The 22,438-nt window shown below is 59.6% G+C and carries 24 protein-coding genes and 1 tRNA gene; 15 read left to right on the top strand and 10 right to left on the bottom strand.

What is annotated here, in order from left to right; all coding sequences use genetic code 11:
• Positions 1-498 precede the first annotated feature (498 nt).
• The gene (locus HBH1_RS02440; RefSeq protein WP_102661436.1) at positions 499-717 is read left to right on the top strand and encodes a hypothetical protein; all 219 of its coding nucleotides are present in this window, start codon (positions 499-501) and stop codon (positions 715-717) included.
• A gap of 228 nt (positions 718-945) precedes the next feature.
• On the opposite strand, the gene HBH1_RS02435 is transcribed toward HBH1_RS02440, so the two are convergent.
• Entirely contained in the window at positions 946-2,517 is a 1,572-nt protein-coding gene (locus HBH1_RS02435) for a methyl-accepting chemotaxis protein (protein WP_102661435.1), read from the bottom strand.
• Positions 2,518-3,067: 550 nt separating this feature from the next.
• Here HBH1_RS02435 and HBH1_RS02430 point away from each other — a divergent pair.
• The 4 genes from HBH1_RS02430 to HBH1_RS02415 all read left to right on the top strand — a co-directional run bounded on the left by HBH1_RS02430 (position 3,068) and on the right by HBH1_RS02415 (position 5,425).
• Positions 3,068-3,469 carry a response regulator gene (locus HBH1_RS02430; protein WP_102661434.1) on the top strand — a complete coding sequence of 134 codons (402 nt, stop codon included), beginning with the start codon at positions 3,068-3,070 and terminating at the stop codon, positions 3,467-3,469.
• A gap of 8 nt (positions 3,470-3,477) precedes the next feature.
• A complete protein-coding gene (locus HBH1_RS02425; protein ID WP_102661433.1) occupies positions 3,478-3,708 on the top strand; it encodes a hypothetical protein in 231 nt (76 codons plus the stop codon).
• Positions 3,709-4,233: 525 nt separating this feature from the next.
• Entirely contained in the window at positions 4,234-4,773 is a 540-nt protein-coding gene (locus HBH1_RS02420; protein ID WP_233207496.1) for a response regulator transcription factor, read from the top strand.
• The gene (locus HBH1_RS02415) at positions 4,757-5,425 is read left to right on the top strand and encodes a GGDEF domain-containing protein (protein ID WP_006462466.1); all 669 of its coding nucleotides are present in this window, start codon (positions 4,757-4,759) and stop codon (positions 5,423-5,425) included. Before HBH1_RS02420 ends, HBH1_RS02415 begins: the two co-directional genes overlap by 17 nt.
• Here the strand turns inward: HBH1_RS02415 and HBH1_RS02410 are convergent.
• Positions 5,410-7,044, bottom strand: coding sequence for an FAD-dependent oxidoreductase (locus tag HBH1_RS02410; protein ID WP_102661432.1), 1,635 nt, complete (start codon positions 7,042-7,044; stop codon positions 5,410-5,412). The genes HBH1_RS02415 and HBH1_RS02410 overlap by 16 nt on opposite strands.
• Before the next feature lie 39 nt (positions 7,045-7,083).
• A complete protein-coding gene (locus HBH1_RS02405) occupies positions 7,084-7,629 on the bottom strand; it encodes a VOC family protein (protein ID WP_102661431.1) in 546 nt (181 codons plus the stop codon).
• 176 nt (positions 7,630-7,805) lie between these two features.
• Between HBH1_RS02405 and HBH1_RS02400 the strand changes: the two genes are divergently transcribed.
• The gene (locus HBH1_RS02400; protein WP_077235013.1) at positions 7,806-8,246 is read left to right on the top strand and encodes a MarR family winged helix-turn-helix transcriptional regulator; all 441 of its coding nucleotides are present in this window, start codon (positions 7,806-7,808) and stop codon (positions 8,244-8,246) included.
• 107 nt (positions 8,247-8,353) lie between these two features.
• Complete coding sequence (locus tag HBH1_RS02395; protein WP_102661430.1) at positions 8,354-8,599, top strand: hypothetical protein; 246 nt, start codon at positions 8,354-8,356, stop codon at positions 8,597-8,599.
• A gap of 89 nt (positions 8,600-8,688) precedes the next feature.
• On the opposite strand, the gene HBH1_RS02390 is transcribed toward HBH1_RS02395, so the two are convergent.
• Positions 8,689-9,111, bottom strand: a complete 423-nt coding sequence (locus HBH1_RS02390; protein WP_102661568.1) for an EamA family transporter — start codon at positions 9,109-9,111, stop codon at positions 8,689-8,691.
• A gap of 272 nt (positions 9,112-9,383) precedes the next feature.
• Between HBH1_RS02390 and dinB the strand changes: the two genes are divergently transcribed.
• Positions 9,384-10,529 carry a DNA polymerase IV gene (gene dinB, locus HBH1_RS02385; RefSeq protein ID WP_102661429.1) on the top strand — a complete coding sequence of 382 codons (1,146 nt, stop codon included), beginning with the start codon at positions 9,384-9,386 and terminating at the stop codon, positions 10,527-10,529.
• 163 nt (positions 10,530-10,692) lie between these two features.
• On the opposite strand, the gene HBH1_RS25035 is transcribed toward dinB, so the two are convergent.
• Complete coding sequence (locus HBH1_RS25035) at positions 10,693-10,839, bottom strand: hypothetical protein (RefSeq protein WP_158243267.1); 147 nt, start codon at positions 10,837-10,839, stop codon at positions 10,693-10,695.
• A 117-nt stretch (positions 10,840-10,956) separates the two neighbouring features.
• Positions 10,957-12,516, bottom strand: a complete 1,560-nt coding sequence (locus HBH1_RS02380) for a sensor domain-containing diguanylate cyclase (RefSeq protein ID WP_102661428.1) — start codon at positions 12,514-12,516, stop codon at positions 10,957-10,959.
• Between the two features lie 191 nt (positions 12,517-12,707).
• On the opposite strand from HBH1_RS02380, the gene HBH1_RS02375 reads away from it, so the two are divergent.
• Entirely contained in the window at positions 12,708-13,055 is a 348-nt protein-coding gene (locus HBH1_RS02375) for a hypothetical protein (protein WP_102661567.1), read from the top strand.
• Positions 13,056-13,142: 87 nt separating this feature from the next.
• On the top strand, positions 13,143-13,556 hold the full coding sequence (locus HBH1_RS02370) for a response regulator (RefSeq protein ID WP_102661427.1): 414 nt from the start codon (positions 13,143-13,145) through the stop codon (positions 13,554-13,556).
• A gap of 87 nt (positions 13,557-13,643) precedes the next feature.
• Here the strand turns inward: HBH1_RS02370 and HBH1_RS25545 are convergent, their stop codons facing one another.
• A complete protein-coding gene (locus tag HBH1_RS25545; RefSeq protein ID WP_255411858.1) occupies positions 13,644-13,778 on the bottom strand; it encodes a hypothetical protein in 135 nt (44 codons plus the stop codon).
• Between the two features lie 348 nt (positions 13,779-14,126).
• Between HBH1_RS25545 and HBH1_RS02365 the strand changes: the two genes are divergently transcribed.
• The 4 genes from HBH1_RS02365 to HBH1_RS02350 all read left to right on the top strand — a co-directional run bounded on the left by HBH1_RS02365 (position 14,127) and on the right by HBH1_RS02350 (position 17,644).
• Positions 14,127-14,813: a GntR family transcriptional regulator gene (locus HBH1_RS02365; RefSeq protein ID WP_102661426.1), complete on the top strand. Its 687-nt coding sequence runs from the start codon at positions 14,127-14,129 to the stop codon at positions 14,811-14,813.
• An 83-nt stretch (positions 14,814-14,896) separates the two neighbouring features.
• On the top strand, positions 14,897-15,691 hold the full coding sequence (locus HBH1_RS02360) for a phytanoyl-CoA dioxygenase family protein (RefSeq protein WP_102661425.1): 795 nt from the start codon (positions 14,897-14,899) through the stop codon (positions 15,689-15,691).
• Between the two features lie 109 nt (positions 15,692-15,800).
• A complete protein-coding gene (locus HBH1_RS02355; RefSeq protein WP_102661424.1) occupies positions 15,801-16,598 on the top strand; it encodes an SDR family NAD(P)-dependent oxidoreductase in 798 nt (265 codons plus the stop codon).
• Between the two features lie 35 nt (positions 16,599-16,633).
• Entirely contained in the window at positions 16,634-17,644 is a 1,011-nt protein-coding gene (locus HBH1_RS02350) for a TRAP transporter substrate-binding protein (RefSeq protein WP_102661423.1), read from the top strand.
• Positions 17,645-17,789: 145 nt separating this feature from the next.
• On the opposite strand, the gene HBH1_RS02345 is transcribed toward HBH1_RS02350, so the two are convergent.
• Positions 17,790-18,500, bottom strand: coding sequence for a GntR family transcriptional regulator (locus HBH1_RS02345; protein ID WP_208399218.1), 711 nt, complete (start codon positions 18,498-18,500; stop codon positions 17,790-17,792).
• Between the two features lie 419 nt (positions 18,501-18,919).
• On the opposite strand from HBH1_RS02345, the gene HBH1_RS02340 reads away from it, so the two are divergent.
• The gene (locus tag HBH1_RS02340; protein WP_102661422.1) at positions 18,920-19,591 is read left to right on the top strand and encodes a hypothetical protein; all 672 of its coding nucleotides are present in this window, start codon (positions 18,920-18,922) and stop codon (positions 19,589-19,591) included.
• 475 nt (positions 19,592-20,066) lie between these two features.
• Here the strand turns inward: HBH1_RS02340 and HBH1_RS02335 are convergent.
• Together HBH1_RS02335 and acs are read right to left on the bottom strand one after the other, a co-directional pair.
• Positions 20,067-20,157, bottom strand: a tRNA-Ser gene (locus HBH1_RS02335).
• Between the two features lie 195 nt (positions 20,158-20,352).
• A complete protein-coding gene (gene acs, locus HBH1_RS02330; RefSeq protein WP_006462450.1) occupies positions 20,353-22,335 on the bottom strand; it encodes an acetate--CoA ligase in 1,983 nt (660 codons plus the stop codon).
• Positions 22,336-22,438: the final 103 nt, after the last annotated feature.

Genomic DNA, 22,438 nt, shown 5'->3' with positions numbered 1-22,438 from the left:
GGCAGCGCACAGGACGCCTCCGCACTGATGCAAGTACCATGCCCGCTCTTCCCAGAGATCCGGATTCGCCCACCCTTCTCGTGAAGTCCGGGTCAGGCAAAAAACAGCTGCAGGTCAGGAAAAAATATTAGGTTTCCGCAATTTCTGCAAGCGCTCATCCTTTCCTGACAAAAGCTGCCCGGTACAGCCGATTCCACCTAGGAATAGTCCAACACGGGCGGGCAGCTGATCATACGAAAACTAAAGTTTCAAACTGGCCGGACCGCTGCCACGGTAATGAAAATCACCTCCATGACGCAGTTGCAGCAAGCCTGGTCTTTTCTGTTTCCTGCGATGTTGCGATGGCGCTATAGATCAGCTTCGCATTCTCGCCAAATAGGAGAAGACGAAGAAAAAACGTAAAATCGAAAAAATAAGTTCTAATATTTTTCAGTTCGCAGTTATATTGCCGCAGGCACTCCGCTGCCCTCATCCAGACCAATCAAAAGGGAGAGATCCATGCCCAGACGTTCCAAGACACCTGAAACCGTTGCCGCGACGCAGCCTCGCTTTCTGGTCGAGCCCGACGGCTTCCTCAACGTTCCGGTGAGCCGCAAGACCCGGGATGACATCCACCATCTCAAGAAAAGCATGCGCGTGAGCAGCCAGGCAGAAGTGATCGAAAAGGCCGTGGCCATCGTGCGCGCCATCGATCTGGCCGCACGCGGCGAGGAGTAAGGCCGGGCGGAGACGCCCCGACCTGGTCGCGACCGGTTCCGGTCGCGACAGTCTTCACATCCCTCTGCGCCCCTCCAAGCTCCCCACCCTGGGTGCGTGGCGACATTCTCGTCATTCCTCACGAGCGCGCAAAAAAAAAAAACGGCTGCCCGTCTTCATTCAGGCAGCCGCTTTTTATTGGTCCAGATCCCTCCCGCGATCCACGCGGTAGGCATTGGCCAAGACCAATCAACGCATCGACGCAGCGCCCTGTACCGGCAGTCGGAAGATGCTGACCTGCTCGGCCAGCTCACCGGCCTGCCCCTGCATGGCGCGTGACGCGGCGGCGGCCTGTTCGACCAGCGCCGCATTCTGTTGTGTGACTTCGTCCATGGCCGTCACCGCTTGATGGACCTGCTCGATACCGGCGCGCTGTTCTTCTCCCGCGGCGCTGATCTGTCCGATGATGGTATTGACCTGGGCCACGCTCTGCACGATTTCCTGCATGGTCTGTCCGGCCTGCTTGACCAGATGCGCGCCCGAATCGACCTTCTGCACCGAATCGCCGATGAGCACCTTGATCTCCTTGGCGGCCGCAGCCGATCGCTGTGCGAGGCTGCGCACCTCAGTGGCCACCACGGCGAAGCCACGCCCCTGCTCGCCGGCACGGGCGGCCTCCACTGCAGCATTCAAGGCCAGGATATTGGTCTGGAAGGCAATTCCATCGATCACGCCGATGATGTCGACGATCTTGCGCGCGGAGGCGTCGATGTCGTCCATGGTCGCCACCACTTGCCCGACGATCTCGCCGCCCTGACCGGCGATGGTTGAGGCGGCCTGCGCCATCTCGGCGGCCTGGCGGGCATTGGCGCTGTTCTGCTGCACGGTAGAAGTCAGTTCTTCCATGGACGAGGCGGTTTCTTCCAGCGAACTGGCCTGGTGTTCGGTACGCGAGGACAGATCCTGGTTGCCGGCCGCGATTTCCTGCGAGGCGGTGGCAATGGTGTGGGCACCGGTGCGCACGCTGGAGACGATATCCACCAGCGAATGGTTCATCTCGCGCAGGGCACCGAGCAGTTCTCCGGTTTCGTCGGGAGCACGATCATCGATGTGCTTGGTCAGGTCACCGTTGGCCACCTTGCGTGCAGCGTCCAGGGCATCGGCCATCGGCACGGTGATGGAACGACTGATCATGAAGGCGGCGATCAGACCGATCAAGATCGCAATGACCGCCGAGACGATCAGGATGGCGGCCGAATTCACATAGGTGTCATGTGCGGCGGTGGTGGCCTCGCGCATCTGTTCCTCATAACGCGCCACCAGCTGACGCAGCGATTCCAGCAACTCACCCTGGGTCTTGTAGCGCGGACCGAACAGCAGACGTTGCCCTTCTTCTCCCTGGTTCTTCAGGCCCAGCGCCACGACATCACTGGTGAAGGCAAAGTAGTTCTTGCTGGCTTCGTCGACCGCATTGATCAGACGCTTGCCTTCTTCGGTGGCCACATTGCTGCGCAGATAATCCAGCGCCTTCTGGAATTCCACCAGATCCTTGTCGATGGATTGCTGGTTGCTCGCCATCTGGGCCTGGTCGTTCAGGATGATGATGTTGCGCGCTGAACGGGCGATGTTCATCATCAGGTACTGCATCTTCTGGGCCGCATTGACCTTGGGATAGATGCGACTGCTCAGCTCGCTGGCAGTATGGTCCAGCGATGACATGCGGATGATGCCGACCAGGGTGGTGATGATGAGCAACGCGAGGAGAACGGCAAAGCCGGCACCCAGGCGCGTACCCAGGCGGAGACGACGGAGAGGATTCATGTGAGTCTTGGTGTGGATTGGAATGGGGCCGGTGGGGTCACGTCGGCGCGCAGGCGATGATACGTTGGACGCCGACCGCCCCCTGTCCCGAACAGAGGGGTAGAGTCCAGCCTTATCGGCTCATCGGCATGGCCCACGGTCGGCCACATCGATGTAGGGCAAGCACCGAGCTGGCAGGATTCGCGTTTGCACAAATGCCAGATCTGACTGCCGGCTCGCATGACACACCGTCTTTCATGGTAGGCACGACCCAGCGCATGGAGCGACAGTTTGCATTGCACGCCGATGCGGGCAGATCGGCAAAGCGAAAAAAGCGGGCGCTTTCCCGCTTACGCACAGGTTTGGCGGCCACTTGACTTCTGGTATAACAAGGGCTTCGTCGTCCCTCCCCCTCCGGCCCACCGGCCATGGCGACGGCTGCACTTGCTGGCATGACCGCCACCGTTCACCTGAATCGTCGTGATGACGCAGGTGTCTGGCCGGCTGTACCTGCCGGCATGCATCTTGCTGACCTGAGGGGAGATACGTCATCGCTTGAGGCACAAGTCACATGGCAGATACAGACCAGCATTTTCTCGTCGTCGACGATTTTTCGACCATGCGCCGCATTGTCAGCGGTCTGCTCAAGGAACTGGAATACACCAGGATCGTGGAAGCCGACGATGGCTCCACGGCGCTGAAGATCCTGGAGTCCGGCGCCTCCAATATCACCTTCGTGCTCACCGACTGGAACATGCCTGTCATGGACGGTCTGACCCTGCTCAAGAAGATTCGCTCTTCACCCGCGCTGGCGCACCTGCCGGTGCTGATGATCACCGCCGAGGCCAAGAAGGAGAACATCGTCATGGCTGCCCAGGAAGGGGCCGACGGCTACATCGTCAAACCATTCAACGCCGCCACGCTGAAGGAGAAGATCGAGAAGATCCTGTCCCGGCGCGCGCAGATGAAATAGGACGCGCCATGGACATTCCCGCCAACGACGACCGGCAGGAGCCGGAAATCGGCGCCGTCATCCGGCATGTCTCGATGACCACCCGCATCCACCAGACCGTCTACACGCTGGAAAATCGCGCGATCCAGCTGGGAGCCGGCGAGGTCCGTTCCGAGTATCGCGTGCTGCTGGAGCGCGACGTCATCAAGGATTGGACCGAGGGCGACGTGGCCCAGTATTTCGGTCGGGACATCGAATGAATGCATGACCACAACCGGTGCTCCGCAAGGCCACTGCGCTGCACCAGCCGCACCCGCTCTCCCCTCTTCCTTGCGCGCATGCCCGCTCTCCTGCGGGCATCCGGCTCACCGGCGCATCCCCATCCCCCTTCCCCTCCCACCCATACGCCGTCTTGAGCTTCGTCAGGCCTGTAAGCCATTGCATCGGGCATGATCATGAGAAGGCAATTTATTGCAAAATGGCAATTTTCAAGAGATTTTCTGTGAATCTCCCCGCTTACAAAAGCGGGTATAACGTAACCAATAATCAGACTCATCCGTTGAGAGCGCTATAACAGATCAGGGCTGTTTCATTTTGGGGATGTGAGTCGACGTGGCAGTGTTAATCGTAGAGCATCCAGACACGGGACCGGGGAGCGTGCTGAAGGTCCTTGAAGCGAGTGGACTTCCGGTCAGGGCGGTAGCGGCACTGTCGCAGCTGGAGGGCGAGGTTCAAAAAAAAAACCGGCCATCCTCATTCTCGAGACGCGCCGGATCACCAGCGGCTTGCGTCCACTGGTGGCGGACCTGCGCCAGAAATTCCCGCTGCTGGGCATCGTCGTCATTGCCGACAACGGCAGTGAAGCGGCGCATGAAAACGCACTGCATGACGGCGCCGACTACTTCCTGCACAAGCCGGTCAGGGATTCCGTATTGCTGGCGACGATACGCTCTTTCATGCGACGCCTGCATATCCGGCATGCGCCCACCAATGGGCCTCCCGAAGCCTGGAGCCTGTACCGCCGCCAGGGGACTCTGGTCAGCCCGCATAACGAGCGACTGGCGCTGAGCGACAAGGAATGCGCGATCCTGACCACGCTGTTTCTCAGTCCGCATTTTCCGGTCAGTTCGGAACAGTTGCTGCATGCGCTCAACATCACGGCGGAGATTTTCGATCCTCATCGCATCGATACCATCATCTATCGCATCCGGAAGAAGCTGGCGCAACTCGTCCATACCCGGTTCGAGATCAGGAACATCTATGGCCGGGGATTCATGTGCGTCGCAATGAAGGAAGGTGCGGTCTTCTATGTTTGGGATGGATAACAGCGAACTGGCCCTGATCGGGCAACTGGCCGTCAGCGGCGCCTGCCTGGGTGCCATGGGCATCTTCGGCGGCCTGCTGCGGCATGCGCGTCGTCGCTGCCGGCATCTCAGCGAACAGTTGGGACAGGCCTGCGCGCTCAATGAAAGCCTGCGCCGGCAAGCGCTCTACGATGGCCTCACCGGCCTGCCCAACCGTCTGCTGCTGGAAGAGCGGATCAGCTCCGCCCTCACCCGCGCCGAGCGCGAACAGGGCGCCTTCGCCCTGCTGTTCCTGGACCTGGACGGGTTCAAGACGGTCAATGACCGCTACGGTCATGCGGCGGGCGACCTGCTGTTGATGCAGATCGCCAGCCGCCTGTCAGACAGTCTGCGCCACGCCGATACCATTGCGCGTATCGGCGGCGATGAATTCGTGGTGCTCACCGAGATCGTGTCCGCCGGGGACATCGGCATTATCCGCGACAAGCTGCATCAGGCCCTGTCGCAGCCCTTCCAGATCGGCGCCGATGCGCTTTGCATCAGCGCCAGCCTCGGCCACGCCCGCTACCCGGATGATGGCAGCAGCATCGACGCACTGCTGGCGCGCGCCGACCAGGGCATGTACCACCTCAAACGCCAGCGCCAGAGCGCAGCCATCTACGCCACACAATGACAGACGCAACGCGCCACGGCCGCCATGATCGCGGCGGCATCGGCCTGGTGCCAGCGGGCTGCGACGTGCTGATCGGGACGGATCAGGTAGGTGCTGCCGGCACGTGCCGCATACCGCCGGGCGGCCAGGCCTTCGAGGTCGATCAGGTCGGCGCCTGAGCCGGGTGCGGCGATGGTCTTGATCCTGACCTCGACCCCGGGAACGTCAATGACCAGATCCGGCGCCTCGGCCGCGAACACCAGGATGGTAAAGCCCTCTCCCAGTTCTTCCAGCAGCCACCCGGGGCGACCATCGCGCAGGATGGGGGCGTCGGCGCAGGGAGTGCCGGGGGCCATGTGTGCGCTGAAGAACGCACTGTCAGGGGTGTTAAGGGACGAGTCACGGTAGGGGGTGGGCGTGGACAGGCGGCCGCTGTTGACCAGGGTACGCGCAAACGCCTCGGTCTCGGCCAGACTCAGGACGGCGTCACGCAGAAGCTTGCTCACCGGGCTCTTGGGGGTGATGAAATCGGTCGAGCGGGTCGATTGCCGCAGGTTGTCATCGGCCGCCCAGGCGCGCTCCTCATGGTAGCTGTCGATGAAGCTGACCGGGGCATGGCCATCGATGACCAGCTTGAGTTTCCAGGCCAGGTTGTCGATATCCTGTACCCCGGTATTGGCGCCACGGGCGCCGAAGGGCGAGACCTGATGCGCGGCGTCACCCGCGAAGAGCACGCGCTGGTAGCGCATGTTGTCGATGCGACGGCAGGCGAACTGGTACACCGAGACCCATTCCAGTTCAAACTCCACGTCCTTGCCCAGCATGGCCTGGATGCGAGGAATCACCTTTTCGGGCTTCTTCTCTTCTTGCGGATCGGCATCCCAACCCAACTGGAAATCGATGCGCCAGACGTTGTCGCACTGCTTGTGCAGGAGCACGCTCTGGCCGCGATGGAAAGGCGGGTCGAACCAGAACCAGCGTTCGGCGGGGAAGCCGGCCTTCATGATGACGTCGGCAATCAGGAAGCGGTCCTGGAAGAACTGCCCGCTGAATGCTGCGCCCACCATCCTGCGGGTATCGCTGTTGGCACCGTCGCAGGCGATGATCCATTGCGCCTGCGTGTGGTAGAAGCCGTCCGGTGTCTCCAGCGACAGCGTGGCGCAGTGATCGTCCTGCTTCAGATTGAGCACCTTGTGCTTCCAGCGCAGCTCGATCAGGGGATGGGCCTGGCAGGCTTCGACCATGTATTGCTCCAGATAGTATTGCTGGAGATTGATCATGGCCGGCATCTTGTGCCCCGCCTCGGGCTGCAGGTCGAAGCGATAGACCTGGCGGTCCTCGAAGAACACCTTGCCCACCTGCCAGCTCACGCCCTTGTCCACCATGCGCCTGGCTACGCCCAGCCGGTCCCATATCTCCAGCGGACGCTGCGCATAGCAGACCGCGCGCGAGCCGATGCTGACGGTGTCGTTGTCATCCAGCACCACCACCGGCAGGCCGCGCGCGGCGCATTCCAGGGCGGCGGTCAGGCCGATCGGCCCGGCGCCGATGATGACCACGGGATGAAGCTGCGGCTCGCCGTCGCGCTGCTCGTCGGATTGCCGATAGGTAAAGCGTGGGTAGGTATAGGTGCTCTGCACAGAAGTCTCCTTGGAATATTGTTATCGCGACGGCTTGCTTCAGTGGGCCTGCTCACTGAATTCATCCGCATGCATCCATGCGGCATGGCGGGGCGCGCGACGGGTGCGCGACCACTCTTCCAGCATGTCCCATTTCACCGCGTCCAGCCGCTGCAACTGTTCCGGCGTGGCACAGTCGGCGGCCAGTTCGACCCGATGACCATTGGGATCGAAGAAATAGATGGACTTGAAGATGGTGTGGTCGGTGATGCCGACCACCTCGATGCCATCGGCCTGCAGCCGCTGCATGACCTCGCGCAGCGTGGCTTCGCTGTCGACCTTGAAAGCGATGTGCTGGACCCAGGCGGGTGTATTGATATCGCGCCCCATGGGCGGCGAGGCGGGAATCTCGAAGAAGGCCAGCACATTGCCCTGGCCGGCATCTAGGAACACATGCATGTAGGGATCGGGCGCCTTGGTCGAGGGCACCTGGTCTTCGGCAATGGCCAGGATGAAATTCATGTTCAGGTATTTTCCATACCACTCCACGGTCTGCCTGGCATCCTTGCAGCGGTAGGCAACGTGGTGGATACGATCGATATGCATGGTGGATCTCCTCGGACGGGCGCAGCTCTGATTAGTAACGGTTGTTACTATATGGATGCATGAGGAGTGCGGTCAACGCGCAGGCGCTACCGATGGACAAGCTTCGCAGCGGGAATTGATCTGCATCAAGCCCTGCCCGGCTTTTGCGGTTTGGTAACGTCTGTTACCATGTCGAAATGAAACTGCAAGCATTCTTTCCCTACCAGCTGGCGCAACTGGCCGAGGCCGTCAGTCGCTCGGTCGCCTCGGTCTACGCCGACCGCTTCGGCCTGAGCCGCGACGAGTGGCGCATCCTGGCCGCATTGGCCGAACAGGGCCAGATGCAGGCCAGCGATCTGGTGCCCCATACCTCACTGGACAAGATGCAGGTCAGCCGTGCCCTGGGCCGGATGGAAACGGCAGGCCTGATCCTGCGCGAACCCAGCCCGGAGGATGCCCGTGCTCGCATCGTCAAGCCGACCGCCCAGGCGCGCAGGCTCTACCGCAAGATCGTGCCGATGGTCGAAGAACGCGAGGCCTATCTGCTGCAGGCGCTGAGCGCCAGTGAGCGCGAGCTCCTGCTGCGTGCCATGCAAACGATACGCACGCGGGCCATGGAACAGGACGCTGCCCCATGATGAGCCTTGTCAGGCCTTGGCTGACGCGGGATTGCGAGCCTGCCTGATGTCCGCGGTGGGTCGCTGGCGCTATCGTGAAGCTCTGGACTATCTTGAGGAGAACAGCGATGGATCAGCTTGAAAATCGGCCAGAAAAACAACGTGATCCCGCCAACGCGGGCACAGACCAACCAGTGCGCCCCGGTGAGGCGCCGACGGTAACGCAGTTCGAGAAGGAAGAGAAAGGCCATGAAGGCACGCTGGGCGGCCAACCGCCCCTGCACGCCCCGGCGGGGATCCAGCGTAGCGGTCGGGGTGGTGTACTGGTCGAGGAAGGCGCCCTCGCAGGCAAGCCCGACACGCCGAAGCCTTGACGCCAGGACGGGCGGAGCATTCGGAGTGGATGGGCAGCCGCCCTCTCCGCCCACGATCCGGCTTCTTCGAGTATTTCCCCCTTCGCGTATTACCCCCGCGATATCATTACCAAGCCCAGCGCGATCAAACCCGCCCCCGCCAGCTTGGCCGGGGTGATCGCCTCGTGCAGGATCCACCATGCCAGCAGGACGGCCACGATCACGCTGCCCTTGTCGATCAGCGCGACCGTCGAGACGTCGCCCATCTTGATCGCCTTGTAGTAGAAAATCCAGGAGCCGGCGGTCGTCACCCCGGAGAGACCGAGCCAGAAGAAGTTCTTCCAAGTCAGCGCTTCCAGCTGCGAGGCTGGCACGACGACGCCTGCGAACAGCAGTACGAACAGGAACACGAAGCAGGTCCGTATCGCCAACCCCAGGTCGCCCGAGATGCCGGTCAACCCAAGCTTTGCAATGACTGAAGTAAAACCGGCGAAGGCCATCGAAATGAATGCATAAGCGACCCAGCGCTCCATCTTGTTATCCCTCACGGCAGGTTGATTGATCCCGGACGGCGGGCATTCGAACTGAGCCGACAAGCCGGGTTGAACCGCCAAATTACCATGAGCTGCCTGCTTTCTGCTGCAAGGGGCGCGCTGTATTCTTCGCCCCTCCTGCCCGGACACGATCATCCGCACGATTGGGACGGGATACGCCGGCTTTCGCAGAAAATAGCGGATTCTGGATACAATCTCCCCTTTTCCGGCTTTCCCCATCACGAACCCTGGCAGTTCGGTCCCTGAAGAACATGTCCCCTGCGCGGCGCATAGCTCATATCGACATGGATGCATTCTTTGCGTCTTGCGAACTTTCGCGTTATCCACAACTGCGCGGCCTGCCCATGGTCGTCGGCGGGCGACAGACGCACGCGCCCAAGGCGCTGGAGGATGGCACGCTGGAATTCGCCAGGCTCAAGGATTATGTCGGCCGGGGCGTGCTGACCACGGCGACCTACGAGGCCCGCGCGCTGGGCGTGCATTCCGGCATGCCCACCATGCGGGCGGCGCGCCTGGCGCCGGAGGCTATCCTGTTGCCGGTCAATTTCGAGCTGTATCGCCAGTATTCCCGCCGTTTCAAGGACGCGATCAGGGCCATCAGCCCCATCATCCAGGATGTCGGCATCGATGAAATCTATACCGACATCTCCTCGCTGGAGGCGACATCGGAAGACATCGTCGCGATGTTCAAGCGCTCGGTCTTCGAGGCCACCCAACTGACCTGTTCGGTCGGCATCGCCCCCAACAAGCTGCTGGCCAAACTGTGCTCCGATATCCAGAAGCCGGACGGCTTCACCATCGTGACGATGGAGGACATCCCGGATCGCATCTGGCCCATGCCGGTGAGCAAGATCAACGGTATCGGCCCGAAGTCGGCCAGGAAGCTCGATGTGCTGGCTATCCGGACCATCGGCGAACTGGCCGCCTGCCGGGAAGACTGGCTGGTGGAGAATTTCGGCCGCAGCTATGGCGCCTGGCTGTATCGCGTCTCCCATGGCATCGATGATCGACCGGTGGTCACCGAGTCCGAACCGGTCTCCATGAGCCGCGAGACCACCTTTGAACGTGATCTCGATGCCATCCGCGACCGCAATGAACTGGGGGCGATCTTCACGCGACTGTGCGAGCAGGTGGCGGCCGATCTGAACCGCAAAGGCTACCTCTGCCGCAAGGTCGGGATCAAGCTGCGCTTCAAGGATTTCTCGACCGTGACCCGCGATGCCACCCTGGCGGCAGCGACGGCCGATGCACGGGAGATCAGGAAGGCCGCCGGCAATTGCCTCAAGCGCATCGTTCTTGACCAATCCATCCGCCTGCTGGGGGTCAAGGCAAGCGGCCTGCTCAAGCCGGGTGCTGCCGAACCGGCGCAACCGGTGCAGTTCCAGCTGGACATCTGACACGGGCATCCGGTCGCCCCGGAGGCAGGCTGCCCAACTTGCATCGAATCGCGTTCAAAACGTATGCGCGACCATCTCCTGGAGGGCGGGTGCAAACCGGGTGTAGATCTCGCTGGCGAGATGGAGCAGAGCTGCGGCCATGATGTTCTCCTTGTCTGATCAGTTAGAACGAGAAACCGCCGAGGGCGCCCATGACCTGGAAGAACCACCATTCATCCGGGCTGTGATATTGGCCGGCAGTAGCCGCTTCGGCCACGGTGCTGGCCATCAGGCTGACGACGGCGACGAAGTAGAAGAGGTAGAAGCGCATGGTGTTCTCCGATGACTGGGGTTTCGATAGGTAGTCATCTTGGCCTGCGCTGGTTACGGCCCGGTTGCATCGGGCCGCAGAAAAGTTACAGCTGAAACACGCGGGATCGGGCCATCTCTACGCCGACCAGACCAGCACTGGCGGGCGGTAGGTGAACTCCCGGTAGACCGCCCTTCCACGCCCGTTTTCCTTGGCGACATAGAGCGCCTTGTCTGCGACCTCCACGATTTCCCGGGGCTGGAATGTGAAGCCCTTGTCCGACTCGATCGAGCTGATGCCGACGCTCACGCCAACCACGCCGTCTTCACTGGAGGGGTGGGTAATGGCCAGTGCCCTGACGGCGGCGCAGATTCTTTCGGCGACCACCGTTGCGCCCGCCCGGCCGCATGCCGGCAGCAGGACGGCGAATTCTTCGCCCCCGTAGCGGGCCACCACATCGACTTCGCGCCTGGCCGCCTCGGCGATGGCAGTGGCTACCTTCTGCAGACACTGGTCCCCTGCAACGTGCCCATAGCTGTCGTTGTACTTCTTGAAGTGATCGACATCGATCATGAGCAACGAGAGTGCTCCACCTGAACGGCCGAAGCGCGCCACTTCCAGCTCCAGCAACTCGTCGAAATAGCGCCGGTTGATGGCGCCGGTCAGTCCATCCCGGCGCGACTGCACCTGCAACAGCTGGAACATCTTTTCCAGATTCTCCTGGGCTGTCACGGCCTCGGCCTGTGCGCGCTCACGCAGGGCAACCTGGGTCACCATCTTGCTGCCGCCGTAGCAGACGGCCAGGAGCAGGAAGCTGATCCCTACGGCCTTCTCGATGGCGTGACGGGTCCAGCTCCGGAGCACGTCATCTTTTGACACCGCCACAATCATGAAGAGCGGGTAATTGCTCAGATGCTTGAAACTGTTGACCCGCACCACGCCATCCTGGGTCGAGCGAATCTCGACCGCACCGGAATCGGCCAGCTTGACGTGCTGCTGGAACAAGGGCGAATCGGTCAAGGACTTGCCCATCGAATCGGCCAGCAGCGGGCGCCGATAGAGGACGGTGGCTTCGTTGCTACCGAACAGGATGGCCCCCTTCTGTCCGATATCGAACTGGTGATAGAAGCGCTCGAAGAAGTTGATGTCCAGCGTCGCCAGTACGACACCTCCGAAGCTTCCATCGGGCTTGTTGATGCGCCTGCTCATCGTCAGCACCCAGTGGCCGGTCGACTTGCTGCGCACGGGCTTGCCGATGAAGGCGGTATTGAACCGCTGCTCCTTGTGGTGAATGAAATAGTCGCGGTCGCTGTTATTGAACCGGGTTTCGAGGACCGGTTGCGACGATGCGACCCAGGCGCCCTTCTCGTCATAGATGAACAACCCCGCCAGTTGCGGGACATCGCTGACGTTCTGGACCAGGAAGTTGTGCAGCCGCGTCCTGTCGGCAGCTGACTTGCCGGTACTGGTCGACTGTTCCAGCGCGGCCTTGAGCACGATATCGACTTCGTCCAGTGCCTGGTCCGCATGCTGCGAAAGCGCCACCGCCATGTTGGCCGTTGACCGGAACGAGTCCTCGATCACCGTTCGGCGCTCGTGCCAGCTGGACCAGCCTTCCAGGCCGACGATGATCAGGCACACGACAATGACGAACCGCTTGGCCGCTTTCGACGCCACCTTGATAGCACAAACGTCCATGACTGCTCCCTTCAACGGTGACGTCCAATGGGCCCATTATTGATTGGCCGTTAAGGATCAAGTATCAGAAATTACCTGAGCTGCAACACCTGAAGGAGCGAAGAGGCAGGGTCGACCTTATGCAGGCGCTAAGGATTCTCCTGATGGCATGAATTCTCCAGGGGCGTATAACGACGCCCATGGGAGAAAAAATGCTCAATAGTCATGCGCAGGACATCGCCAGCCGGTACATGTTGATCGTGACCAGACTGGCGGAGATGGCTGGCGCCAACCTGATCGTAGGCGATCTGGTCCGGGCGGCGACAAGGAATTGCCTCGTCGCGATGCATGCTGCGGGGGCGGAGTGCGCTGAAATCCGGCGCTGGGTCGGCGGCCTGATCGGCGAGCACATCAGCTCATCGGCAATTCCGAATGCGCGGGCAATGGATACCTGGGTCAATGCCAGAAATCACATGGAATTCCTGCTCTTCATCGAGGAGCACGATGAGCTGGCGGGAAGAGCCGGCTTCAATGCGCAGAGAGCGAAGACTTTCCATTGAATCGCGCCATCGTGCAGGAAGGGGATGGGAAAGCCATGCCTCAGGTCACACAGATATGTTTTATTCATTTTCGCTCGTAGGCTTGTCATGAACCCGAAGTCGGCTGCCGCCACCATCCTGGTGATCGAAGACAATGTGTATGTCAGGTCCCTGCTCGCCGATGTGTTCGAGATGGAGGGCTATGGCGTGCTCCAGGCCGGACAAGGCGCTGAAGCATTGGCAATCATGGAGGACAGGCAGGTCGACGTCATCCTGACGGACCTGCGCATGCCGGTCATGGATGGGCTGACGTTCGCCACGGCGGTCAGGGCGGATGCCCGTTATCGGCACATTCCCATCGTCTTGCTGAGCGCCACGCCGCTGACCGACTCCCGGGCTACGCTGAAGTTATTCTCCGCGTTCCTGTGGAAGCCCAGCCCGCTGGAGGAAATCATTCACACGGTGCGCCAGGTGCAGCTTGATGTGAGCGGAAATCTGGATACCGGCAAGCCGGCAGCCTAGACCGGCGGGGTCTGTCAAAAGAAGCTGCTGCTGCCAGGGGCAAGCAGCCCACACCGCCGAAGCGGCCTACGCTGCTTGCCACCTTGTTCAGTCCAGTGCCTGCCATGCCGAATACAGCGTGCTCTGGAGCACTTCTCCAGCCCTGAAGGCGCGTTGCGCCTGGGCCGCCACGTACATCGCACCTGGGAACAGCTGGTGGTCGCACTCTGAGGGGGGCGACATCCATCACCTGCCCGCAGGGCATCATCAATCAGCCTCTGAATCAGCGCTGTTTCCGCGTCAAGCTCCAGCCGAATCCAGGCGCTGCGCCGAGTGCCCCAAAATTCAGAATTCCAATTTAACGACTAAATTACATTAATTGAGATATTTATCTCGAAATAGCCAAGAAATATTTATTAAAATAACAATATAACTGGCACCCGATGAAGTTTTTGCATCAGAGCCGTGCAATAAAATTCAAGACCTATTCGCCATTTACCCCGTAATTACGGCGTTTTTCGCGCCAACAATCGTTGACAGTCCAAAAACCGCTGCCTATTATTCGAGTTCGGAATACGGAATTCAATAATCATGGCTATCGAAGACACCTCCCCGTTCATTGATCAGGTATTCGAGCAGTTGCTGACCTCCATTGCCCTCGGAACGCTGAAGCCCGGACAACGAATTCGGCAAGCCGAGTTGGCGGCGGAACTGAGCGTGTCCCGGCAACCGATAAGTCACGCACTACAGCTCCTTAAACACGAAGGCCTGGTGCAGGATTCGGGACGGCAAGGACTGGTCGTGTCCCCTATCGATCCGGATTACATGAAACAGATGTATCAGGCCAGGAAGGCGCTGGAAGTCACTGTTGCCGGGCTTGCCGCACAACGCGTGGCCGACAGGATCGCCACGCCCGAACAGGTCATGGCGCTCAAGGCTGCGCTCATGGAAGGGAAAAGAGCTTATGCAGGCGGCGAGCCACTGGCGAACCTGGTGAGAGCAGATCTGGAATTCCATCGCGCCATCTATCGCCTCTCCGGAAATCACGTCATCGAGCAAATGATGAATACGCGCTGGGCGCACCTGATGCGATCCATGCTCATCGTATTGGATGAGCCGGAAACCCCGGGCAGAGCGTGGGAAGAGCATGAGGAACTGACCGAATACCTCCTGTCGGGAAACGTCCTCGAAGGAAGCGATTTGGCCGCGCGTCACATGCAGAGGGCGAGTAACGACATGTACCGACGACTTACGAAGTTTACGGAATCCGCCGATTAGTTTCGGTATTCACGGTAACGACTGACTGGCTCGATTGCACCGGGTCACGGGGTCGCTTTTTCTTAAAAAAATGGAGACACAACATGCAACTGACCAAACAACAACTCGCCGAGTTTGACGAACTGGGCTACATCTTTTTACCGGAGTGCTTTCCCGTGGAGCAAGTGGAAGCGCTTCGCGCGGCGGCCAGCGATGTCTTTGCTCAACATCGCGCCGAAGTCTGGCGCGAAAAGGACGGCGCACCCCGGATGGCCTTCGCCTGCCAGCAATACAGCGAAGCGTGCAAGCTGCTTGCATCAGACGAGCGCCTGGTCACCCCCGTCGAGCAATTGTTCGGCGAGCGCTGCTATCTCCATCAATTCAAGATCAATGCGAAAGCCGCATTCACGGGCGACGTATGGCAATGGCACCAGGATTTCCCCACATGGCACAAGGATGATGGAATGCCGGAACCTCGCGCGATGAACATCGCCGTGTTTCTGGATGATGTCATGCCGATCAATGGTCCCCTGATGGTCGTTCCACGAAGCCACAAGGCGGGAGCACTGGAGTCGTCTCACGACGTCAAGACCACGTCCTATCCGCTCTGGACCCTGGACAACAAGACGGTTACCGATCTGGTCGAACGAAACGGTATCGTGACCCCGACCGGCAAGAAGGGCGGAGTGCTGATGTTCCACGCCAACATCGTGCATGGCTCCGCTGGAAATATCACGCCCTACCCTCGCCGCATCGCCTATCTGACCCTGTCTGCACTCTCCAACGCGATCGTCAAGCCGACTCGCCCGGACTTCATTGCTCACCGCGATTTCACGCCTGTCCAAAAAACATCTCCCAAGGACTTCGAGGAGTTTCTCGCCGGGGAAGTGACGGCCTGAGGCCGGAAGACCCGATTGGGCTGGCAGAGAGAGCCCCGAGATATCGGCGAAGCGGCATGCAGGAGGTCACCTCGCCGTCTTACGAAACCGCAAGAGCCAAAGGATTTGTATGTCGTCAAGAATGAAGGGCAAGGTGGTCATTGTCACTGGAGCCGGCTCGTCCGGGCCAGGCTGGGGAAATGGAAAAGCCGCTGCTGTGCTGTACGCCCGGCACGGGGCGTCGGTGCTCGCCGTAGACAATCGGATGGAAGCCGCACAGGAGACGGCCGAGCTGATTTCTGCCGAAGGGGGGAAGTGCGTCGCCGCCCGGGCTAACGTCGCCAGCTCCGAAGACGTCAGGGAAATGGCAGAGCGATGCGTCAGGCAATTCGGCCGCGTCGATGTCTTGCATAACAACGTAGGCATCGTCGAAGTCGGTGGGCCGATCGAGACTGAAGAGGAGTCCTGGAATCGGGTGATCGCAATCAACCAGTCGAGTGTCTTTCTGACCTGCAAGCACATCATCCCGCACCTGCTTGATGCAGGCGGCGGTTCGATTGTGAACATTGCCTCAATTGCTGCAATTCGCTGGATCGGTTTCCCCTACCTGGCATACAGCGCCGCCAAGGCGGCAATGATTGCGATGACCCAGAACATGGCAGTGCAGTACGCCCCACAAGGGATACGGGCAAATTGCATCTTGCCGGGATTCATGAATACGCCATTGATCCAGGAACCGCTCAAAGAAACCTACGGCGGCAATGTCGACGAGATGATCGACAAAAGAGATAAGCAAGTCCCAATGGGAAAGATGGGCGATGGATGGGATACGGCTTATGCAGCACTATTCCTCGCCTCTGATGAATCCAAATACATCACGGGAACGAGTCTCGTGGTCGACGGCGGACTGACAGCACGCTGCGCTTGAAAATGGCATCCGACTAAAATAATACGGAGACAATCATGGATCAAAAACGTCGCACCATCATCGCCGCCGGCGCCGCGCTCGGGCTTTCCGGCATCGCAGCTGCACCTCTATATGCCGCCGGCCCCACCTACTCTTTCAAGGTCGGGACAAACGTACCGGTCAGCCATCCAATCTACCTACGCCTGATGGAGGCGGCCGAGCGGGTGAAATCGGACACCGGCGGGAAAGTGGAAATGCGCATTTTCCCCAATGGCCAGCTGGGCGGTGATACCGAAATGCTCAGCCAGGTACGCAGTGGCGGAATGGACTTTCTTACGTTGCCCGGCGTGATTCTGGCGACGATGGTTCCGATGGCATCGCTGAACAGCGTAGGCTTTGCGTTCTCCGATTACCCCTCTGTCTGGAAGGCCATGGATGGCGGTGTCGGCGATCTGATCCGGGACAAAATCAAGGCGACCGGACTGGTGGTCATGGACAAAGTCTGGGACAACGGCTTCCGTGAGATCACCTCACAATTCCCGATCAGCAGCCCCACCGATCTGCAGAAAGCACGCATTCGTGTGCCGGTCAGCCCGCTGCTGGTATCACTCTTCAAGTCGCTGGGAGCCGCGCCTACACCGATCAACTTTAGCGAGTTGTATTCCGCACTCCAAACCAGAATCGTGGAAGCCCAGGAGAACCCCCTCCCTATCGTTGCGACAGCCAAGCTATATGAGGTGCAAAAATTCTGCTCGCAGACTTCCCATGTCTGGGATGGCTATTGGTTACTGGCAAACGGTCGCGCCTGGCAGGGGCTTCCACAAGATCTGCGCGAAGTCGTCGTGAAGAACATGAATGCTGCTGCAATCGCACAGCGTGCCGACAGCGAGAAGCTGGCCATCACGCTCATGAAAGAGCTCGAACAAAAGGGACTCAAATTCAATAAACCCGATCCGGCGCCTTTCAGGAAAAAACTCGCGGAGGCTGGCTTTTACACGGAGTGGAAGAAGAAGTTCGGCGCGGAAGCATGGGCGGTCCTGGAGACCTATTCCGGCAAGCTCGGCTAACTCGACCAGCCGCGGATGAAGATCGCGGATCCAGAGGACAGCCAATAGCGTCCCAATCCATCAGGAAGCGGCGAGATTTGTGGTCGTGGTTCTGCGATCTTCAGGGATCAGCACAATCATCCTGAGGCGACCAAGACCAAGACTTTCAGAGATGAGAGGGCTGTGCAAGAACCTCTTCAAGGTGCTTGCACAGCGCAATGCCACACCGCTGGACGTGCCTGGATACCAGTTCCGAAGCCTCCAGAACGGAACCACGCAAAACACAATCTGCGATGGCAGCATGCTCTTCCCACGCAACCAGGATATCCGCCTTGGCATGGGTGGTGATCAAGGCCCGCATGATGTGAGCCCATCGACCATTCATCATCTGTTCGATCACCGTATTTCCGGACAGCCGGTAAAGCGCGACATGAAACTGGAACTCCGCCATGGCAATCTCCGGCGCCGGCGCATGTGCTCTCACCTTATCTTGACCGGCGACGAGCATCCGCCGCAGGAATTCGCACTCATCGTCATTCGCACGATGATCTGCAACACGTTGGGCCGCCAGCGCCGCTGCGCTTGCCTCCAGCGGTCTGCGCGCCTGAAATAGCAAGCGCATGTACTCCGGTTCAATCGGTGTGACCTGAAGTCCTTGACGACCAGAATCCTGCAGCAAGCCCTCATGTTTGAGCAGCTGCAAGGCATGGCTGATGGGTTGGCGAGAAACCTTGAGCTGGCTCGCCAATACCGACTGACGAATTCTCTCGCCCGGCTCAAGCTTGCAGAAAGCAATGTCGAAGAGAAGCACATCGAAGACTTGCTCGATAAACGGCGGGCTATCCTCCACTGCTTCGAGGCTTGTATTTGATTCCATGCTTGTTGATTATCGGTGCTGAGTGAGCTATCCCGCGGGAGATCCCCGAGGATGCGCGGTTACCACTGGTTGGATCAAATCCTGATTTGCAAACCGTTTTTGATGAGTCTCAGGATTGCAGCGGTATTGTAACAAGCGATTTCGCGTCGATGGACCAAGCTTACGGGCTTCACGCAAAGCCATCCGAGGCGATCCTCTCAAGAGGACTCCACGCAACGAAGGGATATGGGACATGGGGATGCGAGGCCCAATGGGGCGAAAATCCACCCAAAACTTCTCACTTTGCGAGAATTTGCCGAATTGCGAGTGAAATGCGTTTTTATTTACAAGTTCAAGCACACGATTTCTTTTCATACTGCCGGTGGTACATGTAACGCACCGCACCGCGAACTGACCCAACCTATCAAGGAGTCACTGCAATGATGATTACGGCAGCCCAGGCCTCGGCACTTGTAGCATCCAAACCAAATTCCATTGCGCCTCAAACCCCATCAAAGCCGGACAACAACCCAGTAGAAGAGTCAGCCAAGGTTGCCATTTCTTCCGAGGCTGTGCAGAAAGCCGCCGAGAGTGAAGCCCAGAGTAATGAAGTTGAAAGTGCATATCGGCTGACTGGCCCTGCTACCCTATTAAGCTCCATAGCCCCTGTCGCTTACCAGATGCCGGAAGCCCTGATAAACGAAATGAAGGTCCGGGCTAGCGAGGAGGCTACCCGCAACGCGATTAACTCGCAGTATGCCAACGCACATCAATACCAGACCGTGGGACAGGTCCTGGTGAACGGCAAATTATTTGCAGAAGTGAATGATGCGGGCGGTTATGGGTCGATACAGAACTCTATTCCTGGGCTGAGTGACGCGCCGCTGAATCCGCAGGACCGACTCAAGGAGATAGCTCAAGCCGTGAAGAAAAAGGGAAATGTTGAAATCAGATATTCCGATTTTGTCCCGGGTCTAGGGGGCCAGGGAGGTTCAGCAGCGCCGGAATCCATGCTCCCGGCGTTCACGGCGCGAAACATTCATGAGATCTTCGCAGAGGCTATTGGAGAGGCCAAGCGACTGCGTTCCGCGTCGCTACCGCAGTCAGAGTAAGGCCACTGCCCTCTGCATAATGGCCAGACCCGACCTCGGATCGCTTTCGGTACACGCAGCTTTAGCCTGATGGGATAAGCTTTAGAGGACCCCGACGCTGCGTCCGAAATATTCGAGCATACCGTGTGTACTACCGGCGAGATGGGCAAAACGCTAGAGCGTAGCCGCGAAAAAAAGCCCCAGCCTCCATTCGAAGCTCGGGGTTCAATATTTGCGCCAGCCGGGAGCGGCCAAATGCAATTAAGCGCCCTGGATTGGGGAAGGCCGACCCGCAGCAGGTTTTCGGCAACTGAGCCAAGCTCTTGAAACGGACGATATGAGCAGCAGAGCGAGGGGAAATAAAATTTGCGAGCAAAACATGTCGCAGAGGAACCGCGCAGCCCGTTCAACGAAGGAACGTCCAATTCGTATGTGAGCTTTTGTATGTGGGATCAAAAGCAAAAACGGGCCGCGAAGGCCCGTTTTGCTTGATTCCTGGCGGAGAGGGGGGGATTCGAACCCCCGATAGGCTATGAACCTATACACGCTTTCCAGGCGTGCGACTTAAACCACTCATCCACCTCTCCTGGATTTGTGTTCGCGTTCAGCGAAGCCATGCATTATAGCAAGCTTCCGAAAGAAGCCAAGCCTTTTCTAAACATTTTTCCAAAAAGACCATAAAAAAGCCGGCAGGTACGGGCTGAATTCCTCTCGCCCTGCCCTGCCGGCTTGCAGGCAGCCGGTTGCGGCCGTTCACGACCGCCCTTCCGTGCCGTTGTCGCTTACTGCGCTTCCTTCAACTGATCCAGGATGGCCGGGTTTTCCAGCGTGGAGACATCCTGCGTGATCGCTTCGCCCTTGGCCAGCACGCGCAGCAGGCGACGCATGATCTTGCCGGAGCGGGTCTTGGGCAGGTTGTCGCCGAAACGGATTTCCTTGGGCTTGGCGATCGGGCCGATTTCCTTGGCGACCCAGTCACGCAGCTCCTTGGCGATCTGCTTGGCTTCCTCGCCGGTGGGACGCGGACGCTTCAGGACCACGAAGGCGCAGATCGATTCGCCGGTGGTTTCGTCCGGCTTGCCCACCACGGCGGCCTCGGCCACGATGCTGTTGGCCACCAGCGCCGATTCGATTTCCATGGTGCCCATGCGGTGACCGGAGACGTTCAGCACGTCGTCGATGCGGCCGGTGATGGTGAAGTAGCCGGTCTCCTTGTTGCGCACCGCGCCGTCGCCGGCGAGGTAGATGTTGCCACCCAGCTCCTCGGGGAAATAGCTCTTCTTGAAGCGCTCGGGGTCGTTCCAGATGGTACGGATCATCGAGGGCCATGGGCGCTTGACGACCAGGATGCCGCCATTGCCATTGGGGATGTCATTGCCGGTCTCGTCGACGATGGCTGCCGTGATACCCGGCAGCGGCAGCGTGCACGAACCCGGGACCTGCGGGGTCGCACCCGGCAGGGGCGAGATCATGTGACCACCGGTCTCGGTCTGCCAGAAGGTATCGACGATGGGGCATTTTTCCTGGCCGACGTTCTTGTAGTACCACATCCAGGCTTCCGGGTTGATGGGCTCACCCACCGAGCCCAGGATGCGCAGGGACGACAGGTCATACTGCTTGGGATGGACCTTCTCGTCGGCATCGGCGGCCTTGATCAGCGAGCGGATGGCGGTCGGTGCGGTATAGAAGATGGTGGCCTTGTGGCGCGCCACCATGTCCCAGAAGCGTCCGGCGTTGGGATAGGTCGGCACACCCTCGAAGACGATCTGGGTCGCGCCCACGGCCAGCGGGCCATAGGCGATATAGGTGTGGCCGGTGATCCAGCCGATGTCGGCGGTACACCAGTAGACATCGTCGGGCTTGATGTCGAAGGTCCACTTCATGGTCAGCACGGCCCACAGCAGATAGCCGGCCGACGCATGCTGCACGCCCTTGGGCTTGCCGGTGGAACCGGAGGTGTAGAGGATGAACAGGGGGTGCTCGGCATCCACCCATTCCGGCTCGCAGACGTCGGACTGGTTGGCCAGCACGTCGGAGAGCCAGAGGTCACGACCTTCGACCCAGTTGATCTCGGCACCGGCACGCTTGTAGACGACCACGTGCTTGAGCGTATCGCAGCCCCCCATGGCCAGGGCTTCATCGACGATGGACTTCAGGGCCAGTTGCTTGCCGCCGCGGACCTGATAGTCGGCAGTCAGCACGGCCACGGCGCCGGCATCGATCACGCGTTCGTGCAGGGACTTGGCGGAGAAGCCGCCGAACACCACCGAGTGGGTGGCACCGATGCGGGCGCAGGCCTGCATGGCGGCCACGCCTTCCACCGACATCGGCATGTAGATGACCACACGGTCACCCTTCTTGATGCCCAGCGATTTCAGGCCATTGGCGAACTGGCAGACCTTCTGGTGCAGCTCGCGGTAGGACACGCGGGTAACCTTGCCATCGTCGGACTCGAAGATGACGGCGGTCTTATCGGCGTTGCCGTTCTCCAGGTTCACGTCCAGGCAGTTGTACGAGACGTTGACCTGGCCATCGGCGAACCATTTGTAGAACGGTGCGTTCGATTCATCCAGGGTCTGGGTGAAGGGCTTGTGCCACTTGAGGTTGTCCTTGGCCAGCCTGGCCCAGGTGCCTTCGTAATCCTTGGCGAATTCGGCGTTCAGGGCCTGGTAGGCCTCCATGCCGGAAATGGCGGCGTGCTTGACCAGCTCGGCCGGCGGTGCGAATACGCGGTTTTCTTGCTTGAAAGTTTCGATGTCTGCCACGGTAGTCTCCACTAGGTTTGTTTTTGCTTTCCGCAAAACATAGGCCGTTTCACTTACTCAGTCCTTACACATGCAGCGCCGTCATGGCGCGCAAACCCGCCTG

The sequence above is a fragment of the Herbaspirillum sp. BH-1 genome (assembly GCF_002870055.1).
Taxonomy (GTDB): Bacteria; Pseudomonadota; Gammaproteobacteria; order Burkholderiales; family Burkholderiaceae_D; genus Herbaspirillum; species Herbaspirillum frisingense.
Note: the sequence above shows the minus strand (reverse complement) of the source record. Positions and strands in the feature narration are given on the sequence as shown.

Bases quoted from the DNA above. Each gene is read 5' to 3' on its own strand.
- HBH1_RS02435 (WP_102661435.1), bottom strand. From the start codon at position 2,517: ATGAATCCTCTCCGTCGTCTCCGCCTGGGTACGCGCCTGGGTGCCGGC.
- HBH1_RS02350 (WP_102661423.1), top strand. From the start codon at position 16,634: ATGGATCAAAAACGTCGCACCATCATCGCCGCCGGCGCCGCGCTCGGG.
- HBH1_RS02440 (WP_102661436.1), top strand. From the start codon at position 499: ATGCCCAGACGTTCCAAGACACCTGAAACCGTTGCCGCGACGCAGCCT.
- HBH1_RS02370 (WP_102661427.1), top strand. From the start codon at position 13,143: ATGAACCCGAAGTCGGCTGCCGCCACCATCCTGGTGATCGAAGACAAT.
- HBH1_RS02425 (WP_102661433.1), top strand. From the start codon at position 3,478: ATGGACATTCCCGCCAACGACGACCGGCAGGAGCCGGAAATCGGCGCC.
- HBH1_RS02400 (WP_077235013.1), top strand. From the start codon at position 7,806: ATGAAACTGCAAGCATTCTTTCCCTACCAGCTGGCGCAACTGGCCGAG.
- HBH1_RS02415 (WP_006462466.1), top strand. From the start codon at position 4,757: ATGTTTGGGATGGATAACAGCGAACTGGCCCTGATCGGGCAACTGGCC.
- HBH1_RS02390 (WP_102661568.1), bottom strand. From the start codon at position 9,111: ATGGAGCGCTGGGTCGCTTATGCATTCATTTCGATGGCCTTCGCCGGT.
- HBH1_RS02360 (WP_102661425.1), top strand. From the start codon at position 14,897: ATGCAACTGACCAAACAACAACTCGCCGAGTTTGACGAACTGGGCTAC.
- HBH1_RS25545 (WP_255411858.1), bottom strand. From the start codon at position 13,778: ATGTCGCCCCCCTCAGAGTGCGACCACCAGCTGTTCCCAGGTGCGATG.
- HBH1_RS02395 (WP_102661430.1), top strand. From the start codon at position 8,354: ATGGATCAGCTTGAAAATCGGCCAGAAAAACAACGTGATCCCGCCAAC.
- HBH1_RS02430 (WP_102661434.1), top strand. From the start codon at position 3,068: ATGGCAGATACAGACCAGCATTTTCTCGTCGTCGACGATTTTTCGACC.
- HBH1_RS02355 (WP_102661424.1), top strand. From the start codon at position 15,801: ATGTCGTCAAGAATGAAGGGCAAGGTGGTCATTGTCACTGGAGCCGGC.
- HBH1_RS02375 (WP_102661567.1), top strand. From the start codon at position 12,708: ATGCTCAATAGTCATGCGCAGGACATCGCCAGCCGGTACATGTTGATC.
- HBH1_RS25035 (WP_158243267.1), bottom strand. From the start codon at position 10,839: ATGCGCTTCTACCTCTTCTACTTCGTCGCCGTCGTCAGCCTGATGGCC.
- HBH1_RS02340 (WP_102661422.1), top strand. From the start codon at position 18,920: ATGATGATTACGGCAGCCCAGGCCTCGGCACTTGTAGCATCCAAACCA.
- HBH1_RS02345 (WP_208399218.1), bottom strand. From the start codon at position 18,500: ATGGAATCAAATACAAGCCTCGAAGCAGTGGAGGATAGCCCGCCGTTT.
- dinB (WP_102661429.1), top strand. From the start codon at position 9,384: ATGTCCCCTGCGCGGCGCATAGCTCATATCGACATGGATGCATTCTTT.
- HBH1_RS02380 (WP_102661428.1), bottom strand. From the start codon at position 12,516: ATGGACGTTTGTGCTATCAAGGTGGCGTCGAAAGCGGCCAAGCGGTTC.
- HBH1_RS02365 (WP_102661426.1), top strand. From the start codon at position 14,127: ATGGCTATCGAAGACACCTCCCCGTTCATTGATCAGGTATTCGAGCAG.
- HBH1_RS02405 (WP_102661431.1), bottom strand. From the start codon at position 7,629: ATGCATATCGATCGTATCCACCACGTTGCCTACCGCTGCAAGGATGCC.